Source organism: Vibrio sp. 1288 (genome assembly GCF_033344475.1).
The window spans coordinates 19,681-35,213 of the sequence record NZ_JAWPOX010000018.1 but is presented as its reverse complement, the minus strand read 5'-3'; the positions used below and the strand labels follow the sequence as shown (position 1 = coordinate 35,213).

General features: G+C 44.4%; 14 protein-coding genes. 3 read left to right on the top strand and 11 right to left on the bottom strand.

The genetic code is table 11. The features are described 5' to 3' along the window. The first annotated feature begins 80 nt into the window (after positions 1-80). Complete coding sequence (gene suhB, locus R8O11_RS14575; RefSeq protein ID WP_005381722.1) at positions 81-884, top strand: inositol-1-monophosphatase; 804 nt, start codon at positions 81-83, stop codon at positions 882-884. A gap of 70 nt (positions 885-954) precedes the next feature. Here suhB and R8O11_RS14570 read toward each other — a convergent pair whose 3' ends face one another. The 8 genes from R8O11_RS14570 to R8O11_RS14535 all read right to left on the bottom strand — a co-directional run bounded on the left by R8O11_RS14570 (position 955) and on the right by R8O11_RS14535 (position 9,107). Then, positions 955-1,266 carry a hypothetical protein gene (locus R8O11_RS14570; RefSeq protein ID WP_017633920.1) on the bottom strand — a complete coding sequence of 104 codons (312 nt, stop codon included), beginning with the start codon at positions 1,264-1,266 and terminating at the stop codon, positions 955-957. A gap of 141 nt (positions 1,267-1,407) precedes the next feature. After that, positions 1,408-1,824: a hypothetical protein gene (locus R8O11_RS14565; protein WP_017633921.1), complete on the bottom strand. Its 417-nt coding sequence runs from the start codon at positions 1,822-1,824 to the stop codon at positions 1,408-1,410. 164 nt (positions 1,825-1,988) lie between these two features. Next, a complete protein-coding gene (gene secF / locus R8O11_RS14560; protein WP_005383689.1) occupies positions 1,989-2,936 on the bottom strand; it encodes a protein translocase subunit SecF in 948 nt (315 codons plus the stop codon). 14 nt (positions 2,937-2,950) lie between these two features. Then, positions 2,951-4,807, bottom strand: a complete 1,857-nt coding sequence (secD, locus tag R8O11_RS14555) for a protein translocase subunit SecD (protein ID WP_080960089.1) — start codon at positions 4,805-4,807, stop codon at positions 2,951-2,953. A gap of 21 nt (positions 4,808-4,828) precedes the next feature. After that, positions 4,829-5,158 (bottom strand): preprotein translocase subunit YajC, encoded by a 330-nt coding sequence (yajC, locus tag R8O11_RS14550; RefSeq protein WP_005381725.1) that lies wholly within the window; start codon positions 5,156-5,158, stop codon positions 4,829-4,831. Between the two features lie 177 nt (positions 5,159-5,335). Continuing rightward, on the bottom strand, positions 5,336-6,472 hold the full coding sequence (tgt, locus tag R8O11_RS14545; protein ID WP_005381727.1) for a tRNA guanosine(34) transglycosylase Tgt: 1,137 nt from the start codon (positions 6,470-6,472) through the stop codon (positions 5,336-5,338). A gap of 147 nt (positions 6,473-6,619) precedes the next feature. Further along, on the bottom strand, positions 6,620-7,672 hold the full coding sequence (gene queA / locus R8O11_RS14540) for a tRNA preQ1(34) S-adenosylmethionine ribosyltransferase-isomerase QueA (protein WP_047102150.1): 1,053 nt from the start codon (positions 7,670-7,672) through the stop codon (positions 6,620-6,622). Between the two features lie 268 nt (positions 7,673-7,940). Beyond that, positions 7,941-9,107 (bottom strand): trypsin-like serine protease, encoded by a 1,167-nt coding sequence (locus R8O11_RS14535; protein ID WP_042521159.1) that lies wholly within the window; start codon positions 9,105-9,107, stop codon positions 7,941-7,943. A 312-nt stretch (positions 9,108-9,419) separates the two neighbouring features. On the opposite strand from R8O11_RS14535, the gene R8O11_RS14530 reads away from it, so the two are divergent. Continuing rightward, a complete protein-coding gene (locus R8O11_RS14530) occupies positions 9,420-9,869 on the top strand; it encodes a CBS domain-containing protein (protein ID WP_318194245.1) in 450 nt (149 codons plus the stop codon). Positions 9,870-9,993: 124 nt separating this feature from the next. On the opposite strand, the gene aceA is transcribed toward R8O11_RS14530, so the two are convergent. The 3 genes from aceA to R8O11_RS14515 all read right to left on the bottom strand — a co-directional run bounded on the left by aceA (position 9,994) and on the right by R8O11_RS14515 (position 14,567). Then, a complete protein-coding gene (gene aceA / locus R8O11_RS14525; protein WP_005381733.1) occupies positions 9,994-11,307 on the bottom strand; it encodes an isocitrate lyase in 1,314 nt (437 codons plus the stop codon). Positions 11,308-11,427: 120 nt separating this feature from the next. Next, positions 11,428-13,056 carry a malate synthase A gene (aceB, locus tag R8O11_RS14520; protein ID WP_318194244.1) on the bottom strand — a complete coding sequence of 543 codons (1,629 nt, stop codon included), beginning with the start codon at positions 13,054-13,056 and terminating at the stop codon, positions 11,428-11,430. A gap of 605 nt (positions 13,057-13,661) precedes the next feature. After that, on the bottom strand, positions 13,662-14,567 hold the full coding sequence (locus R8O11_RS14515; RefSeq protein WP_005383681.1) for a hydrogen peroxide-inducible genes activator: 906 nt from the start codon (positions 14,565-14,567) through the stop codon (positions 13,662-13,664). A gap of 199 nt (positions 14,568-14,766) precedes the next feature. Here R8O11_RS14515 and R8O11_RS14510 point away from each other — a divergent pair, with 199 nt between their 5' ends. Continuing rightward, on the top strand, positions 14,767-15,378 hold the full coding sequence (locus R8O11_RS14510) for a peroxiredoxin C (RefSeq protein ID WP_005381738.1): 612 nt from the start codon (positions 14,767-14,769) through the stop codon (positions 15,376-15,378). Positions 15,379-15,533: the final 155 nt, after the last annotated feature.

Here is a 15,533-nt window from a genome sequence, read left to right as displayed (position 1 = left end):
TAACCACTTCCCTTTTTGATTATCTCTGGTATACTCGCCGCCGCTTTCATTTGTTCTTTAACATCCGTTGGGAAATTCGTATGCATCCAATGCTAAACATTGCTATTCGCGCTGCGCGAAAGGCAGGCAATCATATTGCTAAATCATTAGAAAACACTGATAAAGTAGAATCTACTCTTAAAGGCACTAATGACTTTGTCACTAACGTAGACAAAGAAGCAGAATACATCATCATCGATACTATCAAGCAGTCTTACCCTGAGCACTGTATCGTTGCTGAAGAACAAGGTCTTATCGAAGGTAAAGATAAAGACGTACAATGGATCATCGACCCACTGGATGGCACCACTAACTTTGTAAAAGGTTACCCAACTTTCGCGGTTTCTATCGCTGTTCGTATTAAGGGCAAAACTGAAGTTGCTTGTGTTTACGATCCAATGCAAAACGAGCTATTCACTGCACAACGCGGTGCCGGCGCTCAACTAAACAGTGCACGTATTCGTGTTGCTCAACTAAAAGACCTTCAAGGTACTGTTCTAGCAACAGGCTTCCCATTCAAGCAGAAACAACACGCTGAGTCTTACATCAAGATCGTTGGTGCGCTATTCACTGAATGTGCTGATTTCCGTCGTAGCGGCTCTGCTGCTCTTGACCTTTGTTACGTGGCTGCTGGCCGTGTTGATGGTTACTTCGAGCTAGGCCTAAAACCTTGGGATATGGCAGCAGGTGAGCTTATTGCTCGTGAAGCTGGCGCAATCCTAACAGACTTTGCTGGCGGCACTGACTACATGAAGTCTGGTAACATCGTTGCTTCAAGCGCTCGTGGCGTAAAATCTATCCTTAAGCACATCCGCGAAAACGGTAACAGCGCGATCCTTAAGTAAGATTTGAAAGTCATATATAGCCCGTCACGCTGATGACTTTAGAAAGCCCCGCTCATTGAGCGGGGCTTTTTTATTTCGAACAATCAGCCTGTTTGTAGAAACGGTCGTAGTCAGATAAGTGGTCTATTTTTACGTGCTTAACCTTCCATATTTGTTCCTTCATTAAAAACTGCAGCGAAACCGTGACTGGCTGGTATACATCACCAAAGCCGTTTACAGAAAGACATCCAACTCCTCCATCCTCACTGTACTCTTCAAAGTAAGACAGCTCTGTAACCAAACTTGATGGGATAGATGATAAAAATGGAAATTGATGACCAAATTTTATTGGGTGAGACTTAATACTGTTCAGCTCTTCAATCGATAGATTTGGTCCTGCCATAGCTTCTACCACCTCTATATACTGCATCTTGTATAAATTATTACGTATATCAAGGTAAGTATCGTGGAGTGGACTTGCGATGCAGGGCGTTGAAACACTTAGTAAAACCGGAATAGGTAGAATTCTATTTAGCATAACCAACTAAACCCCAGCTTCACGGAGCGCTTGATCAATTTTACTCGGCTTAAATCTGTACTTACAAAGCCCCCACTCGCACTGCTCTAAAAGCTCACGGACATTTACCTGCCCAGTAACTCCAAAGGAAACAACACCAAAAAGAGAAACACTCCCACTGTATGTCAAAACACCATCACGAGTAGTTTTAAAAGTAACAGAAACGGCTTTTAATTTTATGCCCAGCTCTTCAACCATTTCTTTTGAAACTTCAAACTTAGTAAATCCAAGCTCACCAGATAAAGTTACTTTACCTGACTCATCAACTGCTAACTTGAACCTTTTCCCTCCAGTAACTAGCTTGGTGGTAACACCTTTATTGTGCTTGTAAGAAATCTCTACAAACTTCAGTAACTGTACTTTTATTTCAGCTTGCCTTGACATTATTTCCTCCCGAAATTGTTGAACATACTTCCGATATTCAACTCAATCAAAAAACTACAATTCAAGCTGGAAGTACCTCAAAAAAAAATGAAACTTTCAAATCTATCAGGCATAAAAAAACCGCTGATTGTTCAGCGGTTTTTGTTTTCGGTTCTCAATCTGCCTTATGGCATTTCGTCGAACTCTGCACCCTCTTTTTCTACTTGAGGTGGCATCAAGTGCTCTTTCTGGATACCCAGTTTTAGAGCCAGTGCTGATGCTACGTAGATAGAAGAGTAAGTACCTACAGTGATACCGAGTAAAAGTGCGGTTGCAAAGCCGTGAATCATAGCACCACCCTGCATGAACAGTGCAATTACCACGAACAACGTCGTACCAGATGTAATCAATGTACGGCTCAACGTTTGAGTGATTGAGGCGTCCATAATGTCTGAAGGTTCACCCTTACGCATCTTACGGAAGTTTTCACGAATCCGGTCAAATACAACGATGGTATCGTTGAGTGAGTAGCCCACAACCGTCAGTAGCGCAGCTACGATAGTCAGGTCAACTTCAATTTGTAGAAACGAGAAGACACCTAGCGTGATAATTATATCGTGAGCCAATGCCATTACCGCACCAGCCGCTAGACGCCATTCAAATCGCATCGATACATAAAGCAGAATACAGATCAGCGATACCAAGATCGCTAGACCACCAGCTTCTGTTAGCTCATCACCAACGTTGGGACCTACGAACTCAATACGACGCATTTCTACGCTTTCGCCAGTACCATCTTTGATAGCACCAATGATTTGGTTACCTAGCGTTTCACCAGAAACGTCATCACGTGGACGAAGACGAACCATGACTTCACGAGCACTACCGAAGTTTTGTACTGTCGCATCGCCAAAGCCTTTTGAATCTAGTGCTGCACGAATCTCTTCAAGGTTTGCTGGCTGTTCAAAACCGACCTCGATAAGAGTACCGCCAGTGAAATCTAGACCCCAATTAAGCCACTTGGTTGACAAAGTGAAGATAGAAGCAGCAATCATTATAATTGAAAAAACGAATGCTACTTTCGACCAACGCATAAAGCCGATCGTCTTCTCTGCTTTTAGAATTTGAAACATATTAATTCCCAGCCTTAGATCGACAATTTATCAACGCGTTTGCCACCGTAGATCAGGTTCACGATACAACGTGTACCAATAATGGCGGTGAACATTGAAGTTAAGATACCGATAGATAGAGTAACTGCGAAACCTTTCACCGCACCTGTACCGACCGCAAATAGAATGATTGCAGTAATTAGTGTTGTGATGTTCGCATCAGCAATCGTGCTGAATGCATTCGCGTAACCTTGGTGAATCGCTTGTTGTGGACTACGTCCATCACGAATTTCTTCACGGATACGCTCGAAGATCAGTACGTTCGCATCAACTGCCATACCGACTGTTAACACGATACCGGCTATCCCCGGAAGCGTCATGGTAGCGCCTGGAATCATCGACATAACACCAATGATAAGCACTAAGTTTGCCATTAGAGCAATGTTTGCAATCAAACCAAAGCCGCGGTAGTAAAGCAGCGTAAATAGCATTACGGCAACCATACCCCAGATACATGCTTGGATACCCATATCGATGTTTTGCTGGCCCATTGATGGACCAATGGTACGTTCTTCAACGATAGAGATAGGTGCAATCAGTGCACCAGCACGTAGTAAAAGTGCTAGGTTGTGTGCTTCTGCAGCAGAGTCGATACCTGTGATACGGAAGTTACGACCAAGAGCCGATTGAATCGTTGCTTGGTTGATGACTTCTTCATGCTTATCCAGAATAACTTTGCCTTCAGGCGTACGACGGCCACTGTCTTTGTATTCTGCAAACACGGTAGCCATTAGCTTACCAATGTTCTTCTTAGAGAACGCAGACATCTTATTACCACCTTCGCTGTCTAGCGAGATGTTAACTTGTGGACGACCATATTCATCAACACTTGAGCTTGCATCTGTGATGCTTTGACCGCCAAGAATAACGCGCTTCTTAAGCACAACTGGGCGACCATCACGGTCCATCTTGATTTCACTACCTGCTGGCGCACGACCATTTGCCGCTGCCGATAGGTCAGCTTTATCATCAACTTCACGGAATTCAAGCGTTGCCGTAGCTCCGAGAATTTCTTTTGCACGAGCAGTGTCTTGAACACCAGGCAGTTCAACTACAATGCGACTAGCACCTTGACGTTGAACCAATGGTTCCGCAACACCTAGTTCGTTGACACGATTACGTAAAATCGTAATGTTTTGCTCAACAGCATAGTTACGGATCTCTTGTAAACGTTGCTCAGTAAAGGTTGCAGTAAGAGCGTAACGGCCATTTGAATCAGAATCGACAAAAATCATGTCCGGGTGATTCTTTTCTAGCGTTGCTTTCGCTTCTGCTAATTGCTCTTCGTTACGCAACAACACTTCTACCGCTTCTTTTCCAGAAGGGCGGATTGCACGGTAACGAATCTTGGCGTCACGAAGTTCGCTACGGAAAGCTTCTTCTTGTTGACCAATAAGCTTTTCCATCGCTGCATCCATATCCACTTCCATTAAGAAGTGAACACCACCGCGAAGGTCAAGACCTAGCTTCAATGGTGACGCGCCAATCGCTTCTAGCCAATCGGGTGTAGAAGGTGCAAGGTTAAGTGCAACAATTGTGTCTTTGCCTAGCGCTTCGCTGATGACATCACGAGCACTGATTTGTGTGTCAGTGTCGTTAAAACGAACAAGAATTGATCCATCTTCGAGAGCAATGGATTTATGAGAAAGTTGCTCTTTGTTAAGAGCAGTAGTGACAGCATCCAGCGTTGACATATCTACAGAGGCGCCACGCGCCCCTGTAACTTGAATAGCCGGATCTTCACCGTAGATATTTGGAAGTGCGTATAACGCAGCGGTGATGATGGCAAAAAGCACCATCAAGTACTTCCATAATGGATAACGGTTTAGCACAGCGAGGATCCTTTAGCTGTTTTATAGAGACTTAAGCGTACCTTTTGGTAGCACTGCAGTGATGAAGTCTTTCTTGATTACTACTTCATTGTTCGCGTTAAGCTCAATTGAAATGTAGTCATTGTCTTCAGCAATCTTAGTGATTTTACCCACTAGGCCACCGCTAGTTAAAACTTCGTCGCCTTTGCCCATAGAAGCCATTAGGTTTTTGTGTTCTTTTACGCGTTTCGCTTGTGGGCGGTAAATCATGAAGTAAAAGATCACTGCGAACATGCCAAGCATGATTAGCATTTCAAAACCACCGCCTGCTGGCGCGCCTTCTGCTGCTGCGTGAGCCTGAGAAATAAACATTAAAACATCCTCATTATATTTTATTGATAATCAAACAAATTGGGCTTTCGCATTTTAGATTCAAGTCTGAGAGTAACTAATAGAGATCGCTCTCTCAAAAATAACGTGCGTTAGCCTACTTTATTAGCAAAAGCCTCTGGCGACATGCCAAAGGCTTTAATTCTTTTAGTTTTTCAATTACTGCTCTTTTGCTAGTGGTGGCACTTCACGGCCACGACGCTCATAGAACTCAGTAACAAATTCATCGAAGCGATCTTCATCAATTGCTTTACGAATGCTTTCCATCAGACGCTGGTAGTAACGCAGGTTATGGATTGTATTCAAGCGAGCGCCTAAGATTTCATTACAACGCTCTAAATGGTGAAGGTACGACTTGCTGTAGTTTTGACAAGTGTAACAGTCACAATGCGGATCCAATGGTGTTGTATCCGTTTTATGTTTCGCATTACGGATCTTGATCACACCACCAGTCACAAATAAGTGACCATTACGTGCGTTACGCGTTGGCATTACACAGTCAAACATGTCGATACCACGACGAACACCTTCAACCAAGTCTTCTGGCTTACCTACGCCCATCAAGTAGCGAGGTTTGTCTTCAGGAAGTTGAGGACAAGTATGCTCAAGAATACGGTGCATGTCTTCTTTAGGCTCACCTACTGCCAAACCACCAACCGCGTAACCGTCAAAACCGATTTCCGTTAGACCTTTTACCGACACATCACGTAAATCTTCGTAAACACCACCTTGGACAATACCAAATAGGTTGTTCGGGTTTTCTAGCTTCTCGAAGTGGTCACGTGAACGCTGTGCCCAGCGTAATGACATTTCCATCGATTTCTTCGCTTCATCGTGTGTCGCTGGGTAAGGCGTACACTCGTCAAAAATCATAACGATGTCAGAGCCCAGGTCTTTTTGAATTTCCATCGACTTTTCTGCGTCCATGAAAATCTTGTCACCGTTTACTGGGTTACGAAAGTGAACACCCTCTTCAGTGATCGTACGCATCTTACCAAGGCTGAATACTTGGAAGCCGCCTGAATCAGTAAGAATAGGACCGTGCCAGTTCATAAAATCGTGCAGGTCACCGTGCATTTTCATCACTTCTTGACCAGGACGTAGCCACAGGTGGAACGTATTACCTAGCAGAATTTCTGCACCAGTACCTTTTACTTCTTCTGGTGTCATACCTTTAACGGTACCGTAAGTACCTACTGGCATGAACGCAGGAGTTTGAACAGTGCCGCGTTCGAAAGTCAGTTGACCACGACGTGCATTGCCGTTTTTCTTCTTAAGATCGAATTTTAATTTCACGATGCCTCCGGGTGTCAGAGAAACAGTCTGACTGAGTGTTTAGGGCTCTACCCTACTTTAAGGAGCGGTCGCTTTTCCTTGCGAGAGACAAAGCAATGGATGCTTTATTTCCTAGCTTACTGCTAGCACTCGTAAATCTATTTTTAACTACGCCGTTTTCTTCTTGATGAACATTGAATCGCCATACGAGAAGAAACGGTATTTGTTTTCCACCGCATGTTTGTAAGCATTCATGGTGTTCTCGTATCCAGCAAATGCACTCACCAACATGATCAGTGTTGATTCAGGCAAGTGGAAGTTTGTGATCAAGCAATCCACCAACTGATATTCGTAACCAGGGAAAATAAAGATTTCTGTATCGCCAAAGAATGGGGCCAGCTCAGTCCCTTTTTGCAATGCGTCTTGCGCTGCACTTTCAAGTGAACGCACAGATGTTGTACCAACAGCAATAATTCGTCCGCCACGCGCTTTCGCCGCTTTAATTGCTTCGACGACTTCTTGTGGTACTTCTACGTACTCGGCATGCATGTGGTGATCGTTGATATTTTCCACTTTTACTGGCTGGAATGTACCCGCCCCAACGTGCAAAGTAACGTAAGCAAACTCTGCACCTTTCGCTTTGATTTTCTCCAAGAGAACATCATCAAAGTGAAGGCCCGCCGTCGGTGCCGCAACCGCACCTGGCTTTTGATTATATACCGTTTGGTAACGCTCTTTATCTGCATCTTCGTCTGGACGGTCGATGTAAGGAGGAAGCGGCATATGGCCGATTTCTTCCAGAATTTCTAGTACCGTCTTATCAGAACTAAATTTCAGTTCAAATAAAGCATCATGGCGTGCAACCATTTCTGCTGAATATTCATCATTCTCGCCAACAATAATGGTTGTACCTGGTTTTGGTGATTTAGAGCAACGAACGTGCGCGAGGATGCTTTTCTCATCCAACATGCGCTCCACTAGCACTTCTAATTTACCGCCCGACTCCTTGCGGCCAAAAAGACGAGCAGGAATAACACGAGTATTATTAAACACCACTAAGTCACCGGGTTGAACTTGGCCCAATACATCAATAAATGTGCCATCAATGAGCTCTCCGGTATTGCCGTCCATTTGCAGCAGTCGGCTAGCGGTACGCTCTGGTTGAGGGTAGCGAGCGATGAGTTCATCTGGAAGGTCGAAATGGAAATCTGATACTTGCATGTTACTTGTCTTATCTATTGGTCAAATCACGTCTAGGCGACGATAAAATTGCGACGAGTTTTTCGCAGCAGACTAGTATATGTTTACATGCTGCAATAGCAAGCAAATCACCAGAATATAGCAGTAAAAGCCATGGTGAAGAGTGTAATAAAACGTGAAAAGCCTCGATTACTTGGCACTATTTTTAATTTGAGCCCAAAAGAGAAAACATGAAAAAAGCAAAGCAGCGTATACCGCTGCTTATTAGTTTGGCATTCCAATCGCCCTATCAAACCTCACGCTTTCGCCACAAGAATAACGGCACGAATAAACCCAATAACCAAAACCCTAGACTGCCACCTTCATCATCTGAGCCTTTGAAATCACAGTTATTGGTCGCAATGCCATCGTGACACTCTTTATTGTCACCACTTTCATTGTTAGCACTTTTGATAAAATTCGGCGCAATGATGTAACGACTTGGTGGCGCATCGGCAGTGATGTAAGACTGTACCCAGTCGTAATAGTGGCTCACCTTGGTGTAGAAACTTGGGATCGTCAAAGAGCCACACGTTGGTAGAATAAGGGGGCCGCCACTAACAATACCAATTTGTTTGCCGGTCGCCACATCGACCAACGGGCCACCACTGTCACCTTTACATGCAGAGTTGCCATATTGAGTATGGCTATCTGGCTCCAATACATGGTTTTGTGTTGGTAGCGTACAAATTTTGGTTTGGTTGTCTCTTGAATCAATGATCCCCGGAAAACTGCTGCCAATTTCTAAACGCTCATAACATTTGTCGATGGGTAAAAATGTGCTAATGGTGGTTTTGAGCGTATTAGAAGGTTCAGAAGCATCCGGCTGAGTAGCCCCCCATCCAAACACTTGCACATTTTCGACACGTTGATTGGTCAGGTAATTATCGTTCCAATCCGCCGCCAAACGTGCTTCGATACTCTCCATGTCAACTTTACTCGCTAGGTCAGCAAAGCTCGCGTTTGCCACTGGGCGCGTGAGATACAGCAACGCGATGTCTGAATCTAAACCGGTTTGGATAGGTTTCACGTTGCCATTACTGTCGGTCTCAGCTTTTGAAATCCGGGTGTAATCCGGATGAACCACAACGTGAGACACCGGATAGAAGTTATCAAGCCCTGCAGAATTAAGTTCATACACATTCGCATTCACCGACAGCTCACCCGGCGGGGTCACATAGTAGGTTGCTTCATTGGTTCCTTGTCCCATCACCACACAGTGCGCCGCAGTCAGTACCCATTGCTCTGTCAGCATCGTTCCACCACACAGCGGAAACTCTGCCATATTACTTGCTCGCAAAGTAACGCGGTCAACAGGATCGGTTTGTTCATCTCCTAACACAATCGCCTGTGTTGATGGCACACTGAATGCCGCCACTGCCAGCGCAATAAGTTTGTTACACGTTGTTCGTTTCATCTAGGTTGCTGTCTTCAATTTGGTAAGCCTGGACGTATCTTCTTCGAGAGAAGAATCTTGGAAAATCCAGCGAATAAAAATGTGCGATTCAATTCATTGGATTACCTTGGGGGCACATTCAATATCAACTAAAAATGCCAACTGACTCGCACACAAACCGACTTATTCAAATTAATAAAAACACCAATAAAACACAGATTACGCAGCCCATCAGCATTGTGCTATTTAATTGATGAAAAACGAGTTAGCTCCCAGATATACAGAAAAATATTCTCTATATTTAAGAGAAGGACAATGCCGCTGGAGGTCTCTATGATCAAGGTTGAAGACATGATGACTCGTAATCCTCATACATTACTGCGCACGCACACCTTGCGTGATGCAAAAAGCATGATGGATGCGCTTGATATTCGACACATTCCGGTTGTTGATGCCAATAAGCACTTACAAGGCTTGGTGACTCAACGCGACATTCTTGCTGCTCAAGAATCGAGCTTGCACCCAGATGAGGCTGAACAATCTTTTACTTTAGACACACCGCTCTACGAAATGATGCACACCAACATCATGACGGCAGAGCCTATCGCGGGGCTCAAAGAGAGCGCTATCTATATGCAAAAGCATAAAGTTGGCTGTCTACCTGTTGTCACCAAAGGTCGATTGGTCGGCATTATTACTGATAGTGACTTCGTGACGATTGCGATTAACTTATTGGAACTGCAAGAAGAAGTGGAACCTGAAGAAATCGAGCAGGAAGAGTAGTACGCAAGCGTATTCTCTTTGTTGTAAGTTTCGTTTTTACACCGGTTAAACGAAAAAAAGAGCGGCAGGGTTGCCGCTCAAAATGCCATTACTGACGCTGATTAAGGAAGTGTTTCTCTGCCAATTAGAATTGGTCTTCTTCGGTCGAACCTGTCAATGCTGTCACTGAAGAGTTACCACCTTGGATAGTATTGGTCATTCTATCGAAGTAACCTGTACCTACTTCTTGTTGGTGCGCAACAAACGTATAGCCTTTTTCAGCTGCTTGGAATTCAGGACGCTGAACTTTCTCAACATAATGACGCATACCTTCACCTTGAGCGTAAGCGTGCGCCAGTTCAAACATGTTGAACCACATGTTGTGAATGCCTGCTAGCGTGATGAATTGGTACTTGTAGCCCATGTCTGCAAGCTCTTGTTGGAACTTAGCAATAGTTTCTGCATCTAGGTTTTTCTCCCAGTTGAATGAAGGCGAGCAGTTGTACGCCAACAATTGATCTGGGTATTCAGCGTGAATTGCTTCTGCAAACTTACGTGCTTCTTCCAAACATGGCGTAGCCGTTTCACACCAAATCAAGTCTGCATATGGTGCGTAAGCCAGGCCGCGAGAGATAGCTTGGTCGATACCCGCGCGAACGCGGTAGAAACCTTCTTGAGTACGCTCACCTTCGATGAAGTCTTTATCATATGGGTCGCAATCTGAAGTAATGAGATCCGCCGCATTCGCATCAGTACGAGCAATAACTAATGTTGTTGTACCCGCTACGTCAGCAGCCAAACGAGCTGCAACGAGCTTTTGTACCGCTTCTTGCGTAGGAACTAATACCTTACCACCCATATGGCCACACTTTTTCACCGATGCTAACTGGTCTTCAAAGTGAACGCCCGCGGCACCGGCTTCGATCATCGATTTCATTAGTTCGTAAGCGTTAAGCACACCACCAAAGCCCGCTTCAGCATCCGCTACGATAGGTAGGAAGTAATCAATTCCACCTTCATCTTCAGGCGTCTTACCAGCAGCCCACTGAATTTGGTCTGCACGACGGAATGAGTTGTTGATGCGTTTTACTACTGACGGTACAGAATCTACTGGGTAAAGAGATTGGTCTGGATACATCGTCGAGGCGGTGTTGTTATCCGCCGCTACCTGCCAGCCTGACAAGTAAATCGCTTCAATACCTGCTTTAGCTTGTTGAACCGCTTGACCACCCGTTAGCGCACCAAGACAGTTTACGTAACCTTTTTTCGCACTACCGTTGACCAGTGACCAAAGTTTGTCTGCACCACGTTGTGCAATTGTGTTTGCAGGCACCATAGAGCCACGCAGTTCCACCACTTCCTCGGCAGTGTAAGTACGCTTCACATTTTTCCAGCGTGGGTTAGTTGCCCAGTCTTTTTCCAGAGCTTCAATTTGTTGGCGGCGAGTTAAGTTAGTCATTGGTCTATCCCTCTTTATAATTTGCACTTTATGCGTGTGCGTTGAGTTTCCGTTCTCAGGCAGTACTTCCCTATCTGCCTTGAAAATCCTTCACGTTATTGGTGTTACAGTTATTCTTTATTAATCCAGGTAGTCATAACCAGGAACTGTCAAAAAGTTGGTCAGTTCATCGCTCGTCGTGAGCCTTGCCATTAAGTCTGCTGCTTCTTCAAATCGACCCGCATGGTAGCGCTGCTCGCCAATTTCTCGCTTCACGACTTCAATCTCCTCTTTGAGATAGAGCTCGAACAGCTCTTTAGTGACCTTTAATCCGTTGTCTAGCGACTTGCCGTGTTGAATCCATTGCCAGATAGAGGCGCGTGAGATTTCTGCCGTTGCTGCGTCTTCCATCAGTCCGTAAATCGGCACACAACCATTGCCAGAAATCCAAGCTTCGATGTATTGCAGCGCAACGCGAATATTGTGGCGCATTCCGCCTTCAGTGCGCTCGCCTTCACAAGGCTCAAGCAGTTCAGCTGCTGTAATAGGCGCATCCTCTGCACGGCTCACATCCAACTGGTTGGTGCGCTGCCCCAGTGTGGCACTGAATACTTCCATTGCGGTGTCTGCCAAACCTGGGTGTGCAACCCAAGTGCCGTCATGACCGTTGTTAGCTTCTAGCGATTTATCGTTGTGGATCTTATCCAGTACTTTTTGGTTTTCTTGTGGGTCTTTAGCCGGAATAAAGGCTGCCATGCCGCCCATCGCAAATGCGCCACGTTTATGACAAGTACGCACCAACAATCTTGAGTAAGCGTTGAGGAATGGCTTGTCCATAGTCACTACTTGGCGATCCGGAAGTACGCGATCTGGGTGGTTTTTCAGTGTTTTGATGTAGCTAAAGATGTAATCCCAGCGACCACAGTTCAAACCAACGATGTGTTCTTTAAGCGAGAACAGAATCTCGTCCATTTCAAATACCGCTGGTAAGGTTTCAATCAGCACAGTCGCTTTGATGGTGCCTGTATCCAAACCGAAATAGTCTTCCGTGAAATGGAACACTTCGCTCCACCACTTCGCTTCGTGATGCGATTGCAGTTTTGGAAGGTAGAAATAAGGGCCGCTGCCTTTTTGAAGTAACGCTTTGTAGTTGTTATAGAAATACAGAGCGAAATCGAATAGCGCACCTGGAATGATCTGACCGTGCCACGTAACGTGTTTTTCTTTTAAATGAAGGCCGCGAACACGGCAGATCAACACCGCTGGGTCATCTTCCAGCTGATAATGTTTGCCATTGCCAGGATTGGTGTAACTGATGGTGCCATTAACAGCATCGCGCAAGTTAATTTGACCATCTAGCACTTTACTCCATGCAGGAGACATTGAATCTTCGAAGTCTGCCATGAACACTTTTACATTCGCATTCAGTGCGTTAATCACCATCTTGCGGTCAGTTGGTCCGGTAATCTCCACACGGCGATCTTGCAGATCTTGTGGGATTCCTAGGATCTTCCAACTTCCTTCACGGATGTCTTGTGTCTCTGGTAGAAAATCTGGTAGCTCACCAGCATCAATACGTGCTTGCTTCTCTTCTCTTGCTTCCAGCAACTGTTCAACACGTCCGGCAAATTTTTCACACAGTAGAGATAAAAAGGTTTGGGCTTCAACAGGGAAAATTGCTTGATGTTCTGGAGCAACGACTCCATTCACCTCAAGCATGCCTTGGGTTTGCTTTAGTTGTTGTGTTTTTTGTTCTGTCTGAGCAAGCATAATCATTCATCCTTAACGTGCTTTATCCATCTTGGGCAGTCAGCGTAAAGCTACATTTGTAAGTTATGAACAACAAATTACATCCTTTAACTTTGTGTTCAACTCGTCTAGCTATGTCGATAGATTGCGTAATGCTACGTGTATTTTCAATCTAGACATAAGTCGTATCGCCTTTAAATAAGCTATATCAACAAAGGGTTTAGTGAAACCCCCAATATAAACAAAACAGAAAATTCAAAGTTTTATTCCGCAAGGTAAAAACCATCTATCAAGCACCTTATTTTGTAAGTTATTACGTAATAAAATTACATTAAATTTAAAGTCGTTTTATCATTTCAAACAAGCGTATGAATATAGACTGATAAACAAACACCTTGTATTCACAAGGGCTGAAGAGATGGATTTAAACAGGGGTCAAACAAGACATGCAGGGCTTTGTGTAAAATTAACATTGTGAAATTTCACTATTTTATGAAAGCTTCATCAAAGAAGAGCTGTAAAATTTTACAAGTCAAAGTTTACCAACAGAATAAAATACTAGAAAGCGCACTGTTTCCAGTGCGCTTTTAGATAAATAATGGAGAAGTAAGGGCTAATACTAATAGCTAAAGCAGCTCTGAAACGACTTCTGCAAGTTGATTAAATGTTTTCGTTCTTGACGAGCTCGGACGCCAAACTAAGCCGATTTCGCGATAAGCTTGTTTACCTGGAGGATCGATCACGACTAAATTCTGGTTATGCAGCAAGCCATGGTCGATAGCCATTTGAGGAATGAACGTTGTTCCCAAACCATTCGCAACCATTTGCACCAGTGTATGGAGGCTGGTTGCCGTAAACGGATTGATTTTTTCTTTGTCTGTTAATTTACACGCTGATACCGCATGTTCCGTTAAGCAATGTTCTTTCTCTAGTAGAAAGACGGATTCGTCAGGTAAATCCGCGTAACGAATCGGCACAGGGACCGATTGGGCTTGATTAGCGCTTATAACCATTCGAAACGGATCCTTACCCACTACTCGGCTTTCCATCCCATCAATTTCGACTGGTAACGCTAAAATAAGCACATCCAGCTCACCATGTCTGAGCGCTTGGAGTAAGTTTGTCGTCGTGTCTTCTCTTAATAAAAGGTTCAGTTGTGGGAAACGGTAGTTCACCTCTTGTACCAAATCACACAGTAAAAACGGAGCAATTGTTGGTATGCATCCTACTTTTAGCTGGCCTTGCATATCGTCGCCTTGGCACATACGTCCAAGCTCGACCAAATCTTGCCCTTTTGCTAACAGCTCTCGCCCCTGCTTTACTACCATTTCTCCTGTTTGGGTAAAAACCAGTGGACTTTTCTTGTCTTTCTTTTCATATAATGGACAGCCAATCAACTCCTCTAAGTTTTGAATACCCTTACTTAAAGTCGACTGACTGACAAAACAACGCTCTGCAGCGTCACTAAAATGTCTTGTTTCATGCAGTGTGACTAAATAGTGTAACTGCTTCAAACTGGGCCATTTATTCATAACTGTATTTGTATCTACCGCCGTTCCAGTGATCGAGTTAAGAGTTTTGTTATTATCGTTTTTTTCGATTAACTCAATCTATTTATTTCGCTTTTTTCAATACTACAATCTGTACTATAGTTTGTCTCGTACAAACACGAACCAAACCGACACAACTGAATTCGGTTTGGAGCTAACCATACTTTTTAGGAGCAAAAAAATGGTACTAGTAGGTCGTCAAGCCCCTGATTTTACTGCAGCAGCTGTTCTAGGTAACGGTGAAATCGTTGAAAACTTCAACTTTGCAGAGTTCACTAAAGGTAAGAAAGCAGTAGTATTCTTCTACCCACTAGATTTCACTTTCGTTTGCCCATCTGAGCTAATCGCATTCGACAACCGTCTAGCTGACTTCCAAGCTAAAGGTGTTGAAGTAATCGGTGTTTCTATCGATTCTCAGTTCTCTCACAACGCATGGCGTAACACTGCTATCGAAGATGGCGGTATCGGTCAAGTTAAGTACCCACTAGTTGCTGACGTTAAGCACGAAATCTGTAAAGCTTACGACGTTGAGCACCCAGAAGCAGGCGTTGCTTTCCGTGGTTCTTTCCTAATCGACGAAGAAGGCGTTGTACGTCACCAAGTAGTTAACGACCTACCACTAGGCCGTAACATCGACGAAATGCTACGCATGGTTGACGCTCTTAACTTCCACCAGAAGCATGGCGAAGTATGTCCTGCACAATGGGAAGAAGGTAAAGCAGGTATGGACGCATCTCCAAAAGGTGTTGCAGCGTTCCTATCTGAGCACGCAGCTGACCTAGGCAAAAAATAATAGACCTTCACCCTAGCTCAACGGGTGTGATGGTTGGATGTATATAAAGCAAAAAGCTAATGCGGAAAACCGCAAACGCCAATCAGTCTAAGTAAAGTCCTATCAAAGCCCAGAGCCTCTGCTCTGGGCTTTCTTTTTCCTTCAGATAAACCGCC

Bases quoted from the DNA above. Each gene is read 5' to 3' on its own strand.
- suhB (WP_005381722.1), top strand. From the start codon at position 81: ATGCATCCAATGCTAAACATTGCTATTCGCGCTGCGCGAAAGGCAGGC.
- R8O11_RS14570 (WP_017633920.1), bottom strand. From the start codon at position 1,266: ATGGCAGGACCAAATCTATCGATTGAAGAGCTGAACAGTATTAAGTCT.
- R8O11_RS14565 (WP_017633921.1), bottom strand. From the start codon at position 1,824: ATGTCAAGGCAAGCTGAAATAAAAGTACAGTTACTGAAGTTTGTAGAG.
- secF (WP_005383689.1), bottom strand. From the start codon at position 2,936: ATGTTTCAAATTCTAAAAGCAGAGAAGACGATCGGCTTTATGCGTTGG.
- yajC (WP_005381725.1), bottom strand. From the start codon at position 5,158: ATGTTTATTTCTCAGGCTCACGCAGCAGCAGAAGGCGCGCCAGCAGGC.
- queA (WP_047102150.1), bottom strand. From the start codon at position 7,672: ATGCAAGTATCAGATTTCCATTTCGACCTTCCAGATGAACTCATCGCT.
- R8O11_RS14535 (WP_042521159.1), bottom strand. From the start codon at position 9,107: ATGAAACGAACAACGTGTAACAAACTTATTGCGCTGGCAGTGGCGGCA.
- R8O11_RS14530 (WP_318194245.1), top strand. From the start codon at position 9,420: ATGATCAAGGTTGAAGACATGATGACTCGTAATCCTCATACATTACTG.
- aceA (WP_005381733.1), bottom strand. From the start codon at position 11,307: ATGACTAACTTAACTCGCCGCCAACAAATTGAAGCTCTGGAAAAAGAC.
- aceB (WP_318194244.1), bottom strand. From the start codon at position 13,056: ATGCTTGCTCAGACAGAACAAAAAACACAACAACTAAAGCAAACCCAA.
- R8O11_RS14515 (WP_005383681.1), bottom strand. From the start codon at position 14,567: ATGAATAAATGGCCCAGTTTGAAGCAGTTACACTATTTAGTCACACTG.
- R8O11_RS14510 (WP_005381738.1), top strand. From the start codon at position 14,767: ATGGTACTAGTAGGTCGTCAAGCCCCTGATTTTACTGCAGCAGCTGTT.